Raw genomic sequence first — 17,752 nt, 5'->3', positions numbered from 1 at the left:
TTATGCTTTCTCTACTTCGCTTTCTAATTTTAAAACAGTAGAACCATCTTCCTGTTTAATTAAAAGTGCTTTATTTCCTTGTTCTCCTTTTCGGGTGATTTCACTACCATCAATAGTTTTGGTAATTTCTTTAGAATAAGACTCCTTAACCTCACCGGTTGCAGTCCCGTTACCCCATTTCCATTTTACAGTACTTCCTTCTCGTATCATAGTTTTTCTTTTAAAGTTAGATGAGAACTGAAGGAAACCATAATTTTCTAACAGAAGATTAACGTGCACTGCATAAGAAAACTTAAAATTAAGCGTTTCAGCCCGCCCAAGGTTGATACTTATGAAGTAAAGCCTGCACTTTTACCTCCCATAACTTTTCAGCCTCGCGGTTTACGGAGTGTTCGGTTTCGGCATCAAACTGACTTTGCATTTTGCGCCGGCTGCTTTCGATTTTTTTATAGATCCTCTGTATTTCTGCTTTAGAATTTCGAGTGAAGTGAAATTCAGCTACCGCTTTGCGAAACATTCGCGCGTGTACTTCAGAAATATCAAAATGCGTTTGCTCGTGCTTTAAGGTAAATTCATCAATAAGTTCTGGTTTATACCAAGACAGTTTCGGATAGAAATTGGCTTTAATGATCGATTTGGATTTATCAATAATCCCAGTGCTTTTAATCGTAAACCGATGACTGATCCCGGTATTAGAACTGGCTGAAAACGCGCTGCCTTTTGAAGGTAATCCCTGAAAATCAGACCAGCTCAACGTATGTCCATCGCGCCACGACATACGTGCAGATTTTCGCTGAAAGCCAAATAAAACAAAGAGGCAAAATCCTATAAGAACAAGCGGTTTCATCAGGTTTTTTGCTTTTTCTTTTTAGCTGCGGGAAACAAAATGTTATTCAAAATCAAACGATAGCCGGGGCTTGTAGGATGCAATTTCAATTCGGTTTTAGCGTCACCTACACGATGCTGATAATCTTCAGGATCGTGACCGCCGTAAAAAGTAAAAAAGCCTTTCCCTTTTACACCGTGTATATAACGTGCTTCGCCGTTGGCTTTATTCTCTCCCAGCACCAAAACATTGGCTTTGATCTCTTCGGGATTATAGGCTGTGGTTTGCCCCATAAAGCCTTTAACCAAAGCTGTGTGGTTTTGACAAAGCATTGTAGGCACCGGATCCCATTTTGCTGAAAATTCCTTGAGACTAAAATAATCGGTGTCTGCGGGAACTCTACGAAAAGGCGTGGTATCTATACTGCTGAATTCATATTGCTGCGGATTTTTGACCAGTGTAAAGTCGGTAAATGCAAAGGTACGATCATAACTGATTTTAGCTTGATAATTTGCATCTGAAGCATCTCCGTCAAACATCGGCTCGCAGATATCAACACCCGTTGCCGAAAGCGCAATATCAAAGCTATCGGTCGCGCTACACATCGCAAACATAAAACCGCCTCCAATGACATAATCACTGATCTTTGTTGCCACGGCTAGCTTTTCTTGAGAGACTTTATCATAACCTAATTCTGTAGCTAAGGCTTCAGCTTGTTTCTTTTCTTCGATATACCAAGAAGTCGCTCTGTAGGATCCATAAAATTTCCCGTATTGACCGGTAAAATCTTCATGATGCAAATGCAACCAGTCATAAAGTACGAGTTCGTCTGCCAATACTTCCCGGTCGTAAATTTTGGTATAAGGAATTTCAGCATATTCTAAAACCATAGTCACGGCATCATCCCAAGGCACCGAACCATCTGGCGTATATACCGCGATTTTAGGCGCTTTCTCCAAAACGATCGCCTCCATATTTTGGGACGGACTCTCGATTTCTGCCAGAATAGCTTCGGTTTTTGCATCGCTTAAAACCTCAAACGACACCCCGCGAATCATACATTCTTTTTGGAGTGCTTCGGTATCGGGCAGTAAAAACGCACCTCCACGATAATTGAGCAACCATTTTACTTTTTGCTGCTGGTTGAGCGTCCAATACGTGATTCCGTAGGCTTTTAAATGTTCCTTTTGACTTTCGGCATCCATAGGAATCAAAACATAGGAAGCGAATGCCGGAACAATTAAAAAACTAAAACAAAGCGACAGCCAGAAACGTCTAAATAAAAAGTATGATTTCAATCTCAAAAGTCTTGTATTTTATGCTGTTGAAGTTACAACGATTCAAAGACTATGCCTAGTATTTAGAGCACTTGATTGTTTAAATACTATTGAGAGACAATACCCTTTGGTTGTATCAATAAAAAAAGGAAGTCAAAACTGACTTCCTTTTCTAATATCTTTCTTTAGATTCTAGAATGGAACCTCATCTTCTCCACTCTTATCAAAACCACCATCATTCATCGAGCTTCCAAATGCCTGATCAGGCGTTGGGAAACTGTCTGGAGTAAAGGTATCATCGTTAGCCGCAGCATTTTGATTCATCGCAGACTCAAACTGGTACGGAGTGCTAAAGTCATCAAGGTTGTCAAATTTACCAAGGTGTCCTAAGAACTTCAGCCTGATGTTTTCCAATCCACCGTTACGGTGTTTTGCAATGATGAATTCGGCTTGACCTTCTGTTGGGCTGCGCTCCTCATCATCCCACTCATCAATTTTATAATATTCCGGACGGTAAATAAAGGATACAATATCGGCATCCTGCTCGATCGCACCCGATTCACGGAGGTCAGAAAGCAGCGGTCGTTTACTTCCCCCACGTGTTTCTACCGCACGTGATAACTGTGATAGTGCGATTACCGGCACCATCAATTCTTTTGCAAGTGCTTTAAGGTTACGCGAGATCATCGAGATCTCCTGTTCCCGGTTCCCACCTTTTTGACTACCTCCTGCAGTCATCAACTGCAAATAATCAATAATGATCATTTTGATCCCGTGTTGCGAAGCCAGACGTCGCGCCTTTGCTCGTAAATCAAAGATGGAAAGCGAAGGCGTATCATCAATAAATAAAGGTGCTTTTTCTAAGCTTTTTACTTTAACATTAAGCTGTTCCCACTCGTGTTTCTCAAGTTTACCGGTACGTAGTTTTTCTGAAGACAAGCCGGTTTCTGAAGAGATCAAACGCGTGATTAACTGTACTGAAGCCATTTCCAGCGAGAAAAACGCTACGGGAATTCCCTGACCAACTGCAATGTTACGCGCCATGGAGAGCGTAAGTGCCGTTTTACCCATACCAGGACGTGCAGCAACAATGATCAAGTCACTCGCCTGCCAGCCCGAAGTTAATTTATCAAGACGATCAAAACCAGAAGGTATACCAGAAAGTCCTTCTTTATTTGAAATTTCTTCAATTTTCTTTTTTGCCTGAATTACCAAACTCTGCGCCGTTTCAGAACTACGCTTGATGTTACCTTGAGTTACTTCGTAAAGTTTACTCTCGGCGTTGTCGAGTAGGTCGAATACATCGGTAGTTTCATCGTAAGCTTCTTCGATAATTTCGTTAGAAATTTTGATCAAGCTCCGCTGAATATACTTCTGAAGAATAATACGGGCGTGGTATTCAATATGCGCTGATGAGGATACTTTTTGCGTTAATTGAATCAAATAATAGTCCCCGCCAGCTTGATCCAATTTCCCCATTTGCTTCAACTGCTGAGAAACCGTTAATAAGTCAATAGGCTCCCCATTTTCAAACAAGGCACGAACCGCATCATAAATGTGTTGATGCGCATCTTTATAGAAAACTTCAGGGCTTAAAATATCTATAATTTCATCAACCCCTTTTTTATCAATCATCATCGCACCTAAAACAACTTGCTCTAAATCAATAGCTTGAGGCGGTAATTTACCACGCTCAAGGGAGATCACGTCTTTTTTAGGATTAATATAATTAGGTTTAGTCTGCAGATTTTCCATAGAGGACGAATGTAAAAAATTTGTTAAGGCGGGTTCAACTTTTTGCAGCTGTGGTTATCCACCATAAGTTAACAAATAGCATGTTGATAACTAAATAATCTTGTTAACAAGCATAAAAAAAACCGGAGAGCAAATCTCCGGAATTTTGTCGCAAGTGATGTTTAACTGTTTTAACCTTTAAACACCCCCATATTTGAGTATTTATCCATACGCTTTTCAACCAAATCTTTTGGTGATAAGTTTTTGAACTCATTAAATGCTTTTAAAATCTCTTCTTTTATTGTAGAGAAGGTCGCTTCTCGATCGCTATGTGCTCCCCCTAATGGTTCTTTTACGATCTCATCAATAAGCTTTTGCTTCTTCATATCTTTTGCGGTAAGCTTCAATGCGTCTGCTGCTTGCTCTTTAAACTCCCAGCTTCTCCATAAGATCGAAGAACACGATTCTGGCGAGATCACAGAATACCAGGTATTCTCAAGCATCAACACCTTATCTCCAACACCTATACCTAAAGCACCGCCACTTGCTCCTTCACCTATGATCACAACAATGATGGGCACTTTAAGACGTGTCATCTCAAGAATATTACGCGCAATTGCTTCTCCTTGCCCACGCTCTTCAGCTTCAAGACCAGGATAAGCTCCCGGAGTATCAATGAAGCATACCACAGGAAGATTAAACTTCTCTGCGCTCTTCATAAGACGCAATGCTTTGCGGTAACCTTCAGGATTTGCCATACCGAAATTACGATACTGACGTGTCTTAGTATTGAAGCCTTTTTGCTGACCGATCAACATAAAACTTTGATCCCCTATTTTACCTAAACCACCTATCATCGCCTTGTCATCTTTAACATTGCGATCGCCGTGAAGCTCTAGAAAGGTATCGCCACAAAGCGCTTTGATATAATCTAAAGTATAGGGCCTGTTAGGATGACGTGACAACTGTACACGCTGCCAAGGTGTAAGATTTTTATAAATCTCTTTCTTGGTATCGTTGAGTTTTTTCTCAATTTGCTTACAGGTATTGGTGACATCTACATCACTTTCCTCTCCTATAAGCGAGCATTTTTGAAGTTGTTCTTCAAGCTCTTTAATGGGTTGTTCAAATTCTAAATATTCCATTTAGGGGAAAATTTTAGTTAGCTGACAAATATAAAGGTTTTAAAAAGCTTCTCCCAAACCCTTATCGGTTTTTAGCCGGTCTATTTTTAATTTGTTTCTAAATTCTTTAATGCGCGTGCAGCCTTGCGTCTGCGGGCATTCTTTAAAATTCCGTTTAAAATCACGGTACATAAAATGAGTATTGCGCCCAGATAAAAGCCGGTATTCATTTGTTCGGCATCGCCTAAAATGAGAAAAGCTAGGATGATTCCGTACACGGGTTCCATATTTGTGGTGAGCATAATGGTGTATGGCGTTAAATGTTTCATCACTTTTACCGAAGCGATAAACGCATATGCAGTACAAACGGTCGCAAGTATCAAAAGATACACCCAATCCATTTGCTGTAGTTGAAAAAAGGAAGCATCAAACGTTCCGCTAAGCGCCAGAAAAACGGTTATAAACAAGGCTCCGGTGAGTAATTCATAAAAAGAAATCATCACAGAATTGTGCTTTTTTGCAAACTTGCCATTGAATAGCGTAAACAGCGCAGCTAGCAATGCAGAAATAAGTGCGACGATAATTCCTTCAGTATAACGCGTTTCTACCTCAAAAATGAGATACAAACCACAAATTACAAGCAAGCCAAAAACGAGCTCGTACCAGATCAACTTCCGTTTATAAAAAATAGGCTCTAAAATACTCGTAAAAAAAGCTCCTGTGCTCATCATCGCCAAAGTGATCGAAACATTTGCGATTTTAACCGCACCAAAAAAGGTTAACCAATGCAAAGCGATAAGAACTCCCACACCTGCCAGACCTAAAATCGTTTTGCCTTTCGCCTTGAGCGAAATCCCTTTAAATTTTATATAGCCAAAAATGACTATCGAAGCAATGAGCATACGATACCAAACCAATTCCGTTGCCCCAATACTGATTAAAGCACCCAGAACTGCCGTAAACCCCCAAATAAACACAATGACGTGAAAATGGAAGTAACTTTTAAGACTATCGTTTTGCACGGTTGAGAAGATAAATAGCTAAGATACCAAAAAGCACATTAGGCAACCACACGGCAACCATTGGAGAAAAGTCAGATTGCTCTGAAATAGTACCAAAAACCTTATCAAAGAAGATAAAAATAAACGCTAGAGAAATCCCCAAGGCTAGGTTGATCCCCATTCCACCGCGGCGCTTCATAGAAGAAACCGCGACTGCAATAATGGTCAAAATATAGGCGCTCACCGGCAAACTGTAGCGTTTATATAGCACCACCTCGTACCTATTTATCGCAGAAGAACCTCTGGCTCGCTCTTTATCTATAAACTCTCTCAATCGAGGTGTCGTTAGGGTTTCAGCGATATATTCAAGCGGCGTTAAATCTTCAAGATCAAACGAAAACAAGGTATCTAACTTAGGCTCTGAAATTAAAATATCCCCTTCTTTGCCTACAATTCGTTTTTTGTAACCATTGAGTCGGTACAAGGTATCTTCAGGTCTGTAAACAATGCTTCGTGCCTGTATTTTATACTGAAGGGTATTATTCTCAAAATGCTCCAACGTAAAGTTTTGCCCCATTTTACTCGAAGGCGTAAAGCGGCTTACATAAATATAGTCGTTATCATTAATCTGGCGATATACGTTTCGGGTTTCACGGGCTGCTTTACCATTTTTGAGATATTCATAGGTAAATTCATTAAAACCCTGACTCGCCGCAGGCGCCAGATATGTTCCTAAAATATAAGCGCCAACACATACGATTGTTGCCCCGATAAGGTACGGTCTTAAAAATCTATAAAACGAAACACCACTACTTAAAAAAGCGATGACCTCGGTATTGTTTGCGAGTTTAGAAGTAAACCAAATTACCGATAAGAATAAAAATAACGGAAACAGGAGGTTTGCAAAGTAGATGGTAAAATCTAGATAATACAGTGCGATTTCTACAAACGGCACCTCATTAGCCAGCATCTTATCGATCTTCTCTGCCAGATTTACCGTGATCCCAATAGGGATAAACAACAAGAGCATCGTGATAAAAGTACCCAGATAACGCTTAAGTATGTACCAATCTAGGATTTTCATCTAGAGTCTCTTATCCATTTGTTTTACCATTTTTTCTTTCCAGGTATAAAAATCACCTGCAATAATATGTTTGCGCGCTTCTCGCACCAGCCACATATAAAATCCAAGGTTGTGAATCGTACCTATTTGACGGCCTAAAATCTCATTTACACTAAATAAATGTCTTACATAAGCTTTAGAATACGCGGTATCGACCCAGGTCGTTCCGTCTGGATCTAAGGGAGAAAAATCATCTTCCCACTTTTTATTTTTAATATTTATGGTTCCGTGTTGGGTAAACAAAGTTCCGTTACGGCCATTACGCGTAGGCATCACACAGTCAAACATATCTACACCTAACGCAATATTTTCTAAAATATTGATTGGAGTTCCCACGCCCATCAAATAACGCGGTTTATCTTCCGGAAGGATATCGGTCACAATTTCGGTCATTGCATACATCTCTTCTGCAGGCTCCCCTACTGAAAGTCCGCCAATGGCATTACCTACCGCTCCTGAATTGGCTATATATTCTGCAGATTGCTTCCGTAAATCTTTATACGTACTTCCCTGAACAATAGGAAAAAACGCCTGATCATAACCATATTTCACCGGCGTCTTGGCCAAATGATCAATACATCGATCCAACCAGCGATGCGTCATATGCATAGAACGTTTTGCATAATTATAATCGCAAGGATAGGGCGTGCATTCATCAAAAGCCATAATAATATCGGCCCCGATACTTCGCTGAATTTCCATCACCCGTTCTGGCGTAAACATATGAAATGAGCCATCGATGTGTGACTTAAACTTGACACCTTCTTCTTTGATCTTTCTATTGGCTGAAAGCGAATACACCTGGTAACCACCGCTATCGGTAAGAATATTTCGGTCCCAATTCATAAACTTATGCAGCCCGCCTGCCTTCTCGAGAATTTCGGTTTGTGGTCTTAGGTACAAATGATAAGTATTTCCTAAGATAATGTCTGGATTTATATCTTGCTCAAGCTCACGTTGATGCACCCCTTTAACGGTAGCAACAGTTCCCACCGGCATAAAAATGGGGGTTTCAATGGTTCCGTGATCTGTCGTTATTGCTCCTGCACGTGCCTTGCTGGCAGCGTCTTTTGTAACAAGATTAAATTGCATAGTATAATTTAGAGCGGCAAAGATAAAACTATTTAATAGATAGTGTTTGCTGCAAATCCCGCATAATAAGTGCGGATTTTACACTTAAAATATAAAACTTCTTAAATTTCCTTAAAAGACTAGTAATATATGGGTTATTGATTGTAATACCTGTCTAAAATGGGTATTTTTGAAAATCAAATTTTAACTTAATCAAAATGCCAAACACAAAACAATTAGAAGATTTTGTCTCTCAGGTAAGAAGAGACATCGTAAGGCAAGTACACCAAGTGAGTTCTGGGCATCCGGGAGGCTCTTTAGGTTGTACAGAATTTTTTGTAGCCTTATACCAAGAAGTAATGAAACGTAAAGAAGGTTTTGATATGGACGGAAAAGACGAAGATCTATTCTTCCTGTCTAATGGTCATATCTCACCGGTATTTTACAGCGTTTTGGCTCGTTCTGGCTATTTTCCGGTTGAAGAATTAAACACGTTTAGAAAAATAGATTCTCGTCTGCAAGGACACCCTACTACGCACGAAGGACTTCCGGGAATTCGCATCGCGTCAGGATCATTAGGACAAGGAATGAGTGTTGCTTTAGGTGCTGCTCAAACCAAAAAACTCAATGGTGATGACAGTCTTGTTTATTCCCTTCACGGTGATGGTGAATTGCAAGAAGGTCAAAACTGGGAAGCGATCTTATATGCTGCTGGTAATAAAGTAGATAACCTTATTGCAACAGTTGACTTAAACGGTCAGCAAATTGACGGTAGTACGGATGACGTTTTAAATATGGGAGACGTTAAAGCTAAATTTGAAGCTTTTGGCTGGGATGTTTTAGACGTTGAAAAAGGAAATGATATCGAAGCGATTATCGCTGGTCTTAATGAAGCAAAATCACGCACCGGTAAAGGAAAACCTGTTTGTATCTTATTACATACCATTATGGGACACGGTGTTGACTTTATGATGAATGGTCACGCGTGGCACGGTAAAGCTCCTAATGATGAGCAATTAGAAAAAGCACTAGCTCAAAACCCTGAGACTTTAGGCGACTACTAATTGGTACCCATCAAAAAGAAACTATTAACCTTAAAAATTACCCCGAATATATTTTACTCATTACTGAATAAAATGGGGTCAGAAATATGAAAAAATTCACAAATTCAGGAAATATAGATACTCGTTCTGGTTTTGGTGCAGGTATGGACGAACTGGGAAAAACTCATGAAGATGTTGTTGCCCTTTGTGCAGACCTTACCGGATCTTTAAAATTGAACGACTTTGCTAAGAATCACCCAGAGCGCTTTTTTCAAACCGGTATTGCAGAAGCTAATATGATTGGTATGGCTGCCGGTATGACTATAGGCGGAAAAATACCTTACGCTACTTCATTTGCAAACTTTGCTACTGGTCGTGTTTACGATCAAATACGTCAAAGCGTTGCTTATTCGGGTAAAAATGTAAAAATTTGTGCTTCTCACGCTGGTCTTACGTTAGGAGAAGATGGTGCGACTCACCAGATTCTAGAAGATTTAGGTCTTATGAAAATGTTACCGGGAATGACTGTGATCAATCCTTGTGATTTTAACCAAACTAAAGCCGCTACCATCGCGATTGCAGATCACGAAGGTCCGGTTTATTTACGTTTTGGTAGACCTAGCGTTCCTAACTTTACCGAAGCTGACGGAAAGTTTGAAATTGGTAAGGCATTACACCTTGTGGAAGGTTCTGATGTAACTATTCTTGCAACCGGTCATTTGGTATGGCACGCACTAGAAGCTGCCGAAGAACTTGAAGAAAAAGGAATCAAAGCCGAAGTGATCAACATTCACACCATCAAGCCGCTTGATGATGAAGCGATTCTAAATTCAATTAAGAAAACCCGTTGCGTAGTAACCTGTGAAGAGCACAATTACCTAGGTGGTCTTGGTGAGAGTGTATCTGGTTTACTTGCTAAAAACGATCCTGTTTATCAGGAATTTGTAGCAACCAACGATACTTTTGGAGAGAGCGGTACGCCTGCTCAACTTATGGAAAAATACGGTCTTAATACTAAATCTATAGTAGAAGCCGTTAATAGAGTGCTAGCTAAGAAGTAAGCACTTTTATACTAGATTCCTAAAAATGTTTACTTCTATCGGCTAGAATAAATCGATCGTAATTGATTAAATTTATTTAAACCGCTCTTAACAGGGCACAACTTAACCGTTATGAAAAGAACATTTTTAGGAATTTTATTTTTAGTCGTGTCGTTTGCACACGCGCAATCAGATCCGGGTTTTGGTATTAAAGCCGGGCTTAACTACGGAGGCACAGGAGACATTACAGTCTCTGCGGAAAATGCTTATAAAGATCCAGGCAGTGACATAGGATATCACGTTGGAGTTTTTGGCCGTGCCGGAGAAAAACTTTATATCAGACCAGAACTTGTGTACACCAAACTTAATTCAACCTACGAGGATGACGATTTTAGCATGCAAAAGCTAGATCTACCCGTTCTTGTTGGACTTGAAGTTTTAGGTCCTTTACAGGTTTTTGCAGGTCCTGCATTTCAATATATTCTAGATACAGAATATGATGGGATTACGCTAGGTGATGTTAAAAACGACTTTACGGTAGGTTTGAATATCGGCGCAGGTTTAGCTTTAGGCAAACTTGGAATTGATTTACGCTATGAGCGTGGTTTTGGAGACAATGAAGCTGAGTTCTTAGATAATAATGGCATTATCACTAGAGGGGATCGTATTGACACAAGACCCGATCAATTGATCTTAAGCCTTTCGCTTAATTTATAATAGTCGCACAATTGTTGAAATAAAAAAGGCCCGTTATCAAGTTGATAACGGGCCTTTTCTTTTATGTGATATGTATAGCATTTAACTAATCTCAGGATCTAAGTAATCTGGAGTTCCGTCATTGTCGCTATCTGGAAATGGTAAAACTAAATTACCATCTTCATCTAAATTTATTTCTTCTCGGGTAGACGTCCCATCACCGTCATCATCAGTATCCAAATAATTAGGAACGCGATCTCCATCGGTATCATCTCCTAATTCGTTTACATAATTATTTCCGTTAATATCTTCCATCCAGTTAGGTACTCCATCTCTGTCATTATCGGTGTCCTCTACTGCACGAAACAAATCAAAGGTAAATACCAAATCTGAATACGAACCAAAGCCAGGTCCTGACCCGTTAAAATATCCTAAACCACTTGGAATAAAAACAGCCCCTATTCCATAGTCATTTCCAAAGTCAAAAGTTCCGTCAGCATTTTGAGTAAACTGAGTTCCTGCTTTTAATTCACTAACCCCATTTGCAAAACCAAAAACAACTTGAGATAAATCAAACCAAACCGGAGAAATTGCAACATCAAAACGATTGCCACCTACTACACGACCTTCATAATTTAAGAACGTAGAATCTGCAAATGTAGGTTGAACACCCTCGCCCTCACGTGCTTTTAAAATGTAAAGCTCGTACTCTGTTTCTTCAAAAGTATATTGGCGGGTAATGACCTGACTAGAAAGCGGCGTCTTGTCTGCATTATCACCACTTATCGTATCAAAGCGTATTTTGTAATCAAAATCTGCAGGTGGTGTTTCAAACTCCTCGTAGTTATAAAAATGAGTATCTAAATAGGCGGTCAAATTTGCCGAACTTTCTACCTGCACTTCCCCCCGATCACGCACCTCAATTTCTACGGTATTGTCATCATCGTTTTTACAAGAGATAAAAAATACTAGGCCCATTGCAGCCAAAAATATGTTTCTCATCATAGTCATCATGTTGCTTTTAGGTCGCGCAAGATACAATTTTACGCTATTTTTGTGTTGTTAAAAACGAGCTTTAAAGCAATAGATTATGCGTGTTGATAAATATTTGTGGTGTGTGCGGTACTTTAAAACCCGTTCTATCGCTACAAATGCCTGTAAAAAAGGACAGGTAAAAATAAATGATGTTGCAGTTAAACCCTCTAGAGAAGTTTTTCCTTCAGATACGATTCAAATTAGAAAGAATCAAGTGAATTATATTATTGAGGTTTTAGACCACCCACCAAGCCGTGTTGGTGCTAAATTGGTTGGTTTGTATTATGTTGACAAAACTCCTGCAGAAAATCTTGAAAAATTAGATTTACTCAAATATTCTAAAGACTATTATCGCAAAAAAGGTACCGGACGTCCTACCAAGAAAGACCGTCGCGACCTAGATGATTTCTACGAAAAAGACGACTTTTTTGAAAACTGATTTAAACAAATTGTATTGGGAAGACCGTTATCAAAACCAGCAAACAGGTTGGGATATCGGTTCGGTTTCTACACCGCTGAAAGAATACATAGACCAGATCGATGATAAGAACATTCAAATTCTTGTTCCGGGAGCCGGCTACGGTCACGAAGTACGTTATCTGGCGCAGCAAGGCTTTAAAAATGTAGACGTTATTGATCTATCTGTATCGGCGTTGACTCAGTTAAAAAAAGCCTTACCAGATACTACAGCTTACCAACTTATCGAAGGGGATTTTTTTGAGCATCACACCTCCTATGATCTTATTTTAGAACAAACTTTTTTCTGTGCTTTAGAACCTGATAAAAGACCCGATTATGCTGCGCATGCAGCTTCTTTACTTAAAGATTCAGGAAAGATTAGCGGAGTTTTATTTAATTTTCCGCTCACGGAAAAAGGCCCTCCGTTTGGTGGCAGCTCTGAGGAATACAAGAAGTTGTTTTCAGAATACTTCAACATCAAAACATTAGAAGCCTGTTATAATTCGATAAAACCACGATTGGGCAACGAACTCTTTTTTATCTTTGAAAAATCAAATCAAGAATCCTGATGAAAACCGAAGTGCTAACCATTTTAGATCACCAAGACATTCAAAATAAAATACGCCGCATTGCGTATCAAATCTACGAAAGCAATGTTGACGAAAAAGAAATTATTCTCGCCGGGGTGGTTCAAAACGGCTATGTTATCGCAGAGCGTCTCAAGGTGATTCTTGAAGAAGTTTCTGATCTAAAATGTGTTTTGTGCAAAGTAAAAATGAACAAAACAGCACCACAAGGCACGGTAACCACCTCTCTTGATCCTGCCGACTATCAAGATAAATCACTCGTACTTATTGACGATGTTTTAAACTCTGGAACTACTTTAATTTACGGTGTTAAGCATTTTCTTGATGTTCCTCTGAAACAATTCAAAACTGCAGTTCTAGTCAATAGAAATCACAAGAAATATCCTGTAAAAGCTGACTTTAAAGGGATTTCTTTAAGCACCTCATTAAATGAGCGGGTAAAAGTGCGCTTTAAACCAGAGCAAGATTCTGCTATCTTAGAATAACTTAGTCTTTAAGGCTTTTATGAGTTCGTCTACACCTTGCTCCTTCACCATTATTTTTACTACTGCTTGGTTGTAGTAAAAGCTGCGTTCAAAAAGGTGTTTACGCACAAATTCCTCGAGTTTTTCAGGCGTATCCTGATGCTTCAATACCGGGCGATGTTCCCGTTGTGACCATAAGCGGCTTGCAAGTTCTTTTACCGGAACGTTGATATAAACCGAAGTTCCTTCTGCTTCATTGATGCGTTGCATCGCGTCACCATAACAAGGAGTCCCTCCACCAAGACTTATAACACTATTATCATATCCTTGTAAAAGTTCTTGTAAATAAAGGGCTTCCTTTTTTCTAAAATAAATCTCACCCTGCTCATTGAAGATCTCCGAGATGGATTTACCTTCCTTTTCTTCTAGAAAATCATCAAAATCGATGAAATTCATATCCTGTTCCTGAGCCAAAATCTTACCTAAAGTAGATTTCCCTGAGCCCATATAGCCGATTAAATAAATTTTCATTCTTAAAAAATACTGATTTTCAAAAGCCTATCGAAGCTTCTGCAATTTTATTCAAATTTATCACAAAAAGGCTTGTGTAGATTAAAAAAATGGATGTATATTTGCAGCCGCATTTAAGGAAAGACTTGGTAGCTCAGTTGGTAGAGCATCTCCCTTTTAAGGAGAGGGTCCTGGGTTCGAGCCCCAGCCAAGTCACAAGCAACATAAACCAGATTTTGACGTCTGGTTTTGTTTTTTAGAAGCTTTTTTACCAGACTTGGTAGCTCAGTTGGTAGAGCATCTCCCTTTTAAGGAGAGGGTCCTGGGTTCGAGCCCCAGCCAAGTCACCAAAATTAAAACCAGATTTTACCATCTGGTTTTATTTTATAGTAATTTTGAATTAAACAGACCCGGGTGCTGAAATTGGTAGACAGGCACGGTTGAGGGCCGTGTGTACTTCGTACGTGTGGGTTCAAGTCCCATCCCGGGTACAACTAAACTAAAAAAGCCAGTGAACTCAAATTCACTGGCTTTTTCTTTTTATATCGAGTTTATTTCTGTTTTTAGAATGCAGAAATACTTGTAATTGCTACTCAGAAAACTCTTCATCGCTTACAGGCTCAAACCATACTGAAGCTCCCATTTCGGTATTTGGAATCACAAAAATATGCGTCATAGCCTCTTCTTTTGAACCACCGCGCCAGTGTTTTACATTCTTTGGCACCTTAACCACATCTCCCTTAGCAATAATTTCTTTAACCTGACCTTCGATCTGGTGATATCCTGTTCCTTCAGTTACCATTAGAATTTGACCGCTGGGATGGTAATGCCAGTTGGTACGAGATCCCGCTTCAAACGTAACACTACCTGATTTTGTAGTATAGGTTGAATCTTCAGGAACCAATAAATTCATATAAACATCACCGACAAATTTTTCTTTTGAAGTAAGGTTTCCCTTTTCAAAAATTGGTGTTTCAGCTTGGTCTTCTGTTTCTGCTTCTGCTTCCTTTTGCTTGCTTTCAGCACAGGAAAACATCGTTAACAAGAAAACAGTAACATAAATTGCAATGTATTTTCTATTCATAGTTGCGTGGTTTTAAAATTCTTTAATTGCATCCTCTATTCTCTGATCACCTTCGATCATTTCAAAAGTAGCATTCTGGGCAACATCGTCGTTGAGCACGTGAACTAAGGTGTAAGCAACATCATCTCTAGTAACTTCTCCTCGCTCAACATCTAAGGCCGCTTCTATCTTGCGTGTTCCGGTTTCATTAGTCAAAGCTCCAGGACGCACAATTGTGTATTTCAGACCACTATTTTTTAAAAAATTATCAGCATTTCGTTTAGCCTCTAAATAATGCTTTAGGGAATCGCTACTTTCAGGATTGTCTGCATTGATCGCACTAAGCATCACAAACTTTTTGACATTTGCTTTTTTACTTTCATCGATTAAGTTTTTTGCTCCTTCCTGATCAACATCAATAGTTTTATCAGGCCCAGTATGTCCGCCAGAACCTGCAGCAAAAATAACTTTATCAATTCCCTTAACTGCACGAGAAAGATCTTTTTCCAGATCACCGAGTACCGTATCAACCTCCTGAATCTTAAACTGTTTTTGTTGTTCTTGTTTACGCACCATAGCTACAGGATTATAATATTGTGATTCTCTCAAATAGCTTACAATCAATTTTCCTGTTGTACCGTTTGCGCCGGCAACTAAAACATTTTCTTTGCTGGTCTCCATATTTATCGTTTTAATAGATTGAATTTATATTAAAGCTCAAGTTATCAACAACCGCCAAAGACTGCGCATAGATTAACGGCATTTAACGCTGCAAACGCCCTATCTTAGCATAGTATTAAGATGTCGTTAAAGGCTTTTCTAATTTGGCTCTTTACTCCTAATTTTGCAGTATGAAAACAAGTTTTGGCAACCTTACAGATTCTGAAATTCCTGTGCTAATCGATTTTTTTGCGACGTGGTGTGGACCATGCCAAACGCTTGCGCCTATTCTTGAAGATGTAAAAAAGGATTTAGGCGAAAACGTGAAAATCGTTAAAGTAGATGTTGACAAGAATCAAGCTTTGGCTCAAAAATTTCAGGTGCGTGGTGTGCCCACGTTAATGCTTTTCAAAAACGGCAAACAAGTATGGCGCCAAAGTGGTGTGCTTAGCCGTGCTGATATCAAAAATGTGATTGCAAGTCATTAACGCTTTAAAGTGAAATGACCTCGATATTCTAATTGTCTTTCTTGATAACGGTAATAGATACTGAACCAATACTCATTGCTAGGCATATCGACACCGTTATACTTCCCATCCCAATTCAAATTATTTGGATTTAAGCGTTTGAGCAATTTCCCGAAGCGGTCGTAAATCGAAACCTCATACAGCAATACATTTTCTTGAAAATCAACACTCCATAAATCGTGATACCCATCTCCATTGGGTGTGAAAAACGCAGGCGCATCTATTAAAAATTTCCCTAAGTCGGTAACATCTTCGGCACTATAGATCATAAGTTCGAAGGACTCCTGAGCACTGCAGCCTAGTTCATTTTCAGCATACATATACAACCGAACAGGAAAACTAGAAAAATCAGCAATTGTAATTTGCTCACCCGGTCTATACACAGTCCCCTCACCCAAAGCCTCGGTTGTAAAAACCATATTATCAGGAATAGCTATACCTGTAATGTTAGGCAGTGTAAACGTATCAACAGCTACCACATCTTCGATAGCGTCAATAACTGGAGAAGGCGTAACTTCTACTGTAATTTCAGCACGTGCGGTTTGATAAGGCGCTACTCGGTCTGCATCGGTTACCACGCATTCTAAAACCGTAGTACGGTCAAAAGTCGCCGTAAAATTAGGCTGAGTGCTCAATACCTGAGAACTTCCCACTTCATACCATTCATACGTAAAAGTCCCTATTGCTTCATTAGGATCTACCGTACTTTCTACAGTTAGCGTTTCTCCAGAACATACCGGGCTCACCGCATTCAACTCTAAATTTAACTGACACAAAGTAGCCACAGTCACTTCGGCAGCACCAAAAATGCTTCTTCCTGAAAAAAGATTTGAACAAAGCGCAGAAGTCGCACCTGTAGTCACATCAACAACGCGTGTGTCTCTACCACCGGTAGCGATCATTTCATAATTTACGTCTCCCGCACAAGGATCTCCCTGTATTACGGTAACCACACCAAAAATATCTGCAAAACCTCCGGCATTCATTGAACCTATCAATTCGCTTGAAGAAGGATTTTCGATGTCCACACGCACTAAACCACCCCCGGTTGCCGATAAGAAGAGTTCGCCTTCATAAAAAGTAAGATCTCCGGCTGAAGCATAACCTGTTGCGCCTAAAAGTGTTGCTGTTAAGTTTTGTACGTCAATTCGATATAAAGAACCTGTGCTGTCACCAGAAACCGCGAGTAGCGTACCTTCAGATTCTCTAACCAAAGAGTTTAAATAAGCCCCGCTAGTGCCTATAAAGCTAAGCGCTCCCAGTGGCCGCATTTCTTGAGCAATCAAATCTATAGTGTAAATATTGGAATAGTCTACACCGTATAAAGAGGTTGGGGTATCGCCTTCGGCTATATCACCAAGCAGATAGTTATTTTGAGTAACTACATCCTGCACACTACAAGTGTCAAAATCAGCTAAAACAATCGATCCGTCAGACATACAGAGATATGCCGAATTAACGCTTTGCGCTTTAGCATGAAAGCTAGAAAGCACAACAACTAGGACTAATAAA

General features: G+C 39.6%; 20 protein-coding genes and 3 tRNA genes. 10 read left to right on the top strand and 13 right to left on the bottom strand.

Features of this window, described 5'->3' with window-relative positions; genetic code table 11:
- The 8 genes from MED217_RS05050 to tgt form a co-directional block, all read right to left on the bottom strand.
- Nucleotides 1-210: a hypervirulence associated TUDOR domain-containing protein gene (locus MED217_RS05050; protein ID WP_009779402.1), complete on the bottom strand. Its 210-nt coding sequence runs from the start codon at nucleotides 208-210 to the stop codon at nucleotides 1-3.
- 97 nt (nucleotides 211-307) lie between these two features.
- Complete coding sequence (locus MED217_RS05045) at nucleotides 308-847, bottom strand: DUF922 domain-containing protein (protein ID WP_009779401.1); 540 nt, start codon at nucleotides 845-847, stop codon at nucleotides 308-310.
- On the bottom strand, nucleotides 847-2,031 hold the full coding sequence (locus tag MED217_RS05040) for a hypothetical protein (protein WP_040532596.1): 1,185 nt from the start codon (nucleotides 2,029-2,031) through the stop codon (nucleotides 847-849). The genes MED217_RS05045 and MED217_RS05040 overlap by 1 nt, the downstream gene beginning before the upstream one ends.
- Nucleotides 2,032-2,295: 264 nt before the next feature.
- On the bottom strand, nucleotides 2,296-3,858 hold the full coding sequence (gene dnaB, locus MED217_RS05035) for a replicative DNA helicase (RefSeq protein WP_009779399.1): 1,563 nt from the start codon (nucleotides 3,856-3,858) through the stop codon (nucleotides 2,296-2,298).
- 170 nt (nucleotides 3,859-4,028) lie between these two features.
- Complete coding sequence (locus MED217_RS05030) at nucleotides 4,029-4,982, bottom strand: acetyl-CoA carboxylase carboxyltransferase subunit alpha (protein ID WP_009779398.1); 954 nt, start codon at nucleotides 4,980-4,982, stop codon at nucleotides 4,029-4,031.
- A gap of 86 nt (nucleotides 4,983-5,068) precedes the next feature.
- Nucleotides 5,069-5,983: a DMT family transporter gene (locus MED217_RS05025; protein WP_040532594.1), complete on the bottom strand. Its 915-nt coding sequence runs from the start codon at nucleotides 5,981-5,983 to the stop codon at nucleotides 5,069-5,071.
- Nucleotides 5,970-7,046 (bottom strand): LptF/LptG family permease, encoded by a 1,077-nt coding sequence (locus tag MED217_RS05020; protein ID WP_009779396.1) that lies wholly within the window; start codon nucleotides 7,044-7,046, stop codon nucleotides 5,970-5,972. Before MED217_RS05020 ends, MED217_RS05025 begins: the two co-directional genes overlap by 14 nt.
- Nucleotides 7,047-8,177 (bottom strand): tRNA guanosine(34) transglycosylase Tgt, encoded by a 1,131-nt coding sequence (gene tgt, locus MED217_RS05015; protein ID WP_009779395.1) that lies wholly within the window; start codon nucleotides 8,175-8,177, stop codon nucleotides 7,047-7,049.
- Nucleotides 8,178-8,374: 197 nt separating this feature from the next.
- On the opposite strand from tgt, the gene MED217_RS05010 reads away from it, so the two are divergent.
- From MED217_RS05010 to MED217_RS05000, 3 genes are all read left to right on the top strand, one after another.
- Nucleotides 8,375-9,220 carry a transketolase gene (locus MED217_RS05010; RefSeq protein ID WP_009779394.1) on the top strand — a complete coding sequence of 282 codons (846 nt, stop codon included), beginning with the start codon at nucleotides 8,375-8,377 and terminating at the stop codon, nucleotides 9,218-9,220.
- An 86-nt stretch (nucleotides 9,221-9,306) separates the two neighbouring features.
- Nucleotides 9,307-10,260 (top strand): transketolase family protein, encoded by a 954-nt coding sequence (locus tag MED217_RS05005; protein WP_009779393.1) that lies wholly within the window; start codon nucleotides 9,307-9,309, stop codon nucleotides 10,258-10,260.
- Nucleotides 10,261-10,371: 111 nt separating this feature from the next.
- On the top strand, nucleotides 10,372-10,956 hold the full coding sequence (locus tag MED217_RS05000; protein WP_009779392.1) for an outer membrane beta-barrel protein: 585 nt from the start codon (nucleotides 10,372-10,374) through the stop codon (nucleotides 10,954-10,956).
- Nucleotides 10,957-11,037: 81 nt separating this feature from the next.
- Here the strand turns inward: MED217_RS05000 and MED217_RS04995 are convergent, their stop codons facing one another.
- Entirely contained in the window at nucleotides 11,038-11,940 is a 903-nt protein-coding gene (locus MED217_RS04995; RefSeq protein ID WP_009779391.1) for an FKBP-type peptidyl-prolyl cis-trans isomerase, read from the bottom strand.
- Nucleotides 11,941-12,025: 85 nt separating this feature from the next.
- On the opposite strand from MED217_RS04995, the gene MED217_RS04990 reads away from it, so the two are divergent.
- Genes MED217_RS04990 through MED217_RS04980 form a run of 3 tightly spaced genes read left to right on the top strand, consistent with a single transcriptional unit; the run spans nucleotide 12,026 to nucleotide 13,501 of the window.
- Complete coding sequence (locus MED217_RS04990; protein ID WP_009779390.1) at nucleotides 12,026-12,409, top strand: RNA-binding S4 domain-containing protein; 384 nt, start codon at nucleotides 12,026-12,028, stop codon at nucleotides 12,407-12,409.
- Entirely contained in the window at nucleotides 12,399-12,998 is a 600-nt protein-coding gene (locus tag MED217_RS04985; RefSeq protein WP_009779389.1) for a methyltransferase, read from the top strand. Before MED217_RS04990 ends, MED217_RS04985 begins: the two co-directional genes overlap by 11 nt.
- On the top strand, nucleotides 12,998-13,501 hold the full coding sequence (locus tag MED217_RS04980; RefSeq protein WP_009779388.1) for a phosphoribosyltransferase family protein: 504 nt from the start codon (nucleotides 12,998-13,000) through the stop codon (nucleotides 13,499-13,501). Before MED217_RS04985 ends, MED217_RS04980 begins: the two co-directional genes overlap by 1 nt.
- On the opposite strand, the gene MED217_RS04975 is transcribed toward MED217_RS04980, so the two are convergent.
- A complete protein-coding gene (locus tag MED217_RS04975; protein ID WP_009779387.1) occupies nucleotides 13,493-14,011 on the bottom strand; it encodes a shikimate kinase in 519 nt (172 codons plus the stop codon). The genes MED217_RS04980 and MED217_RS04975 overlap by 9 nt on opposite strands.
- A 122-nt stretch (nucleotides 14,012-14,133) precedes the next feature.
- Between MED217_RS04975 and MED217_RS04970 the strand changes: the two genes are divergently transcribed.
- The 3 genes from MED217_RS04970 (at nucleotide 14,134) to MED217_RS04960 (ending at nucleotide 14,481) form a co-directional block, all read left to right on the top strand.
- Nucleotides 14,134-14,206, top strand: a tRNA-Lys gene (locus MED217_RS04970).
- A gap of 58 nt (nucleotides 14,207-14,264) precedes the next feature.
- A tRNA-Lys gene (locus tag MED217_RS04965) sits at nucleotides 14,265-14,340 on the top strand.
- Nucleotides 14,341-14,398: 58 nt separating this feature from the next.
- A tRNA-Leu gene (locus MED217_RS04960) sits at nucleotides 14,399-14,481 on the top strand.
- 98 nt (nucleotides 14,482-14,579) lie between these two features.
- Here the strand turns inward: MED217_RS04960 and MED217_RS04955 are convergent.
- Nucleotides 14,580-15,074 (bottom strand): cupin domain-containing protein, encoded by a 495-nt coding sequence (locus tag MED217_RS04955; RefSeq protein WP_009779386.1) that lies wholly within the window; start codon nucleotides 15,072-15,074, stop codon nucleotides 14,580-14,582.
- Between the two features lie 12 nt (nucleotides 15,075-15,086).
- Nucleotides 15,087-15,734 carry an SDR family oxidoreductase gene (locus tag MED217_RS04950; RefSeq protein ID WP_009779385.1) on the bottom strand — a complete coding sequence of 216 codons (648 nt, stop codon included), beginning with the start codon at nucleotides 15,732-15,734 and terminating at the stop codon, nucleotides 15,087-15,089.
- 170 nt (nucleotides 15,735-15,904) lie between these two features.
- On the opposite strand from MED217_RS04950, the gene trxA reads away from it, so the two are divergent.
- Nucleotides 15,905-16,201, top strand: a complete 297-nt coding sequence (trxA, locus tag MED217_RS04945) for a thioredoxin (protein ID WP_009779384.1) — start codon at nucleotides 15,905-15,907, stop codon at nucleotides 16,199-16,201.
- Here trxA and MED217_RS04940 read toward each other — a convergent pair.
- On the bottom strand, nucleotides 16,198-17,679 hold the full coding sequence (locus MED217_RS04940) for a T9SS type B sorting domain-containing protein (RefSeq protein WP_009779383.1): 1,482 nt from the start codon (nucleotides 17,677-17,679) through the stop codon (nucleotides 16,198-16,200). The two genes, trxA and MED217_RS04940, sit on opposite strands and share 4 nt — an antisense overlap.
- Nucleotides 17,680-17,752: the final 73 nt, after the last annotated feature.

The sequence above is a fragment of the Leeuwenhoekiella blandensis MED217 genome (assembly GCF_000152985.1).
Taxonomy (GTDB): domain Bacteria; phylum Bacteroidota; class Bacteroidia; order Flavobacteriales; family Flavobacteriaceae; genus Leeuwenhoekiella; species Leeuwenhoekiella blandensis.
The sequence above is the reverse complement of the archived record's forward strand: the minus strand, read 5'-3'. Positions and strand labels throughout refer to the sequence as shown.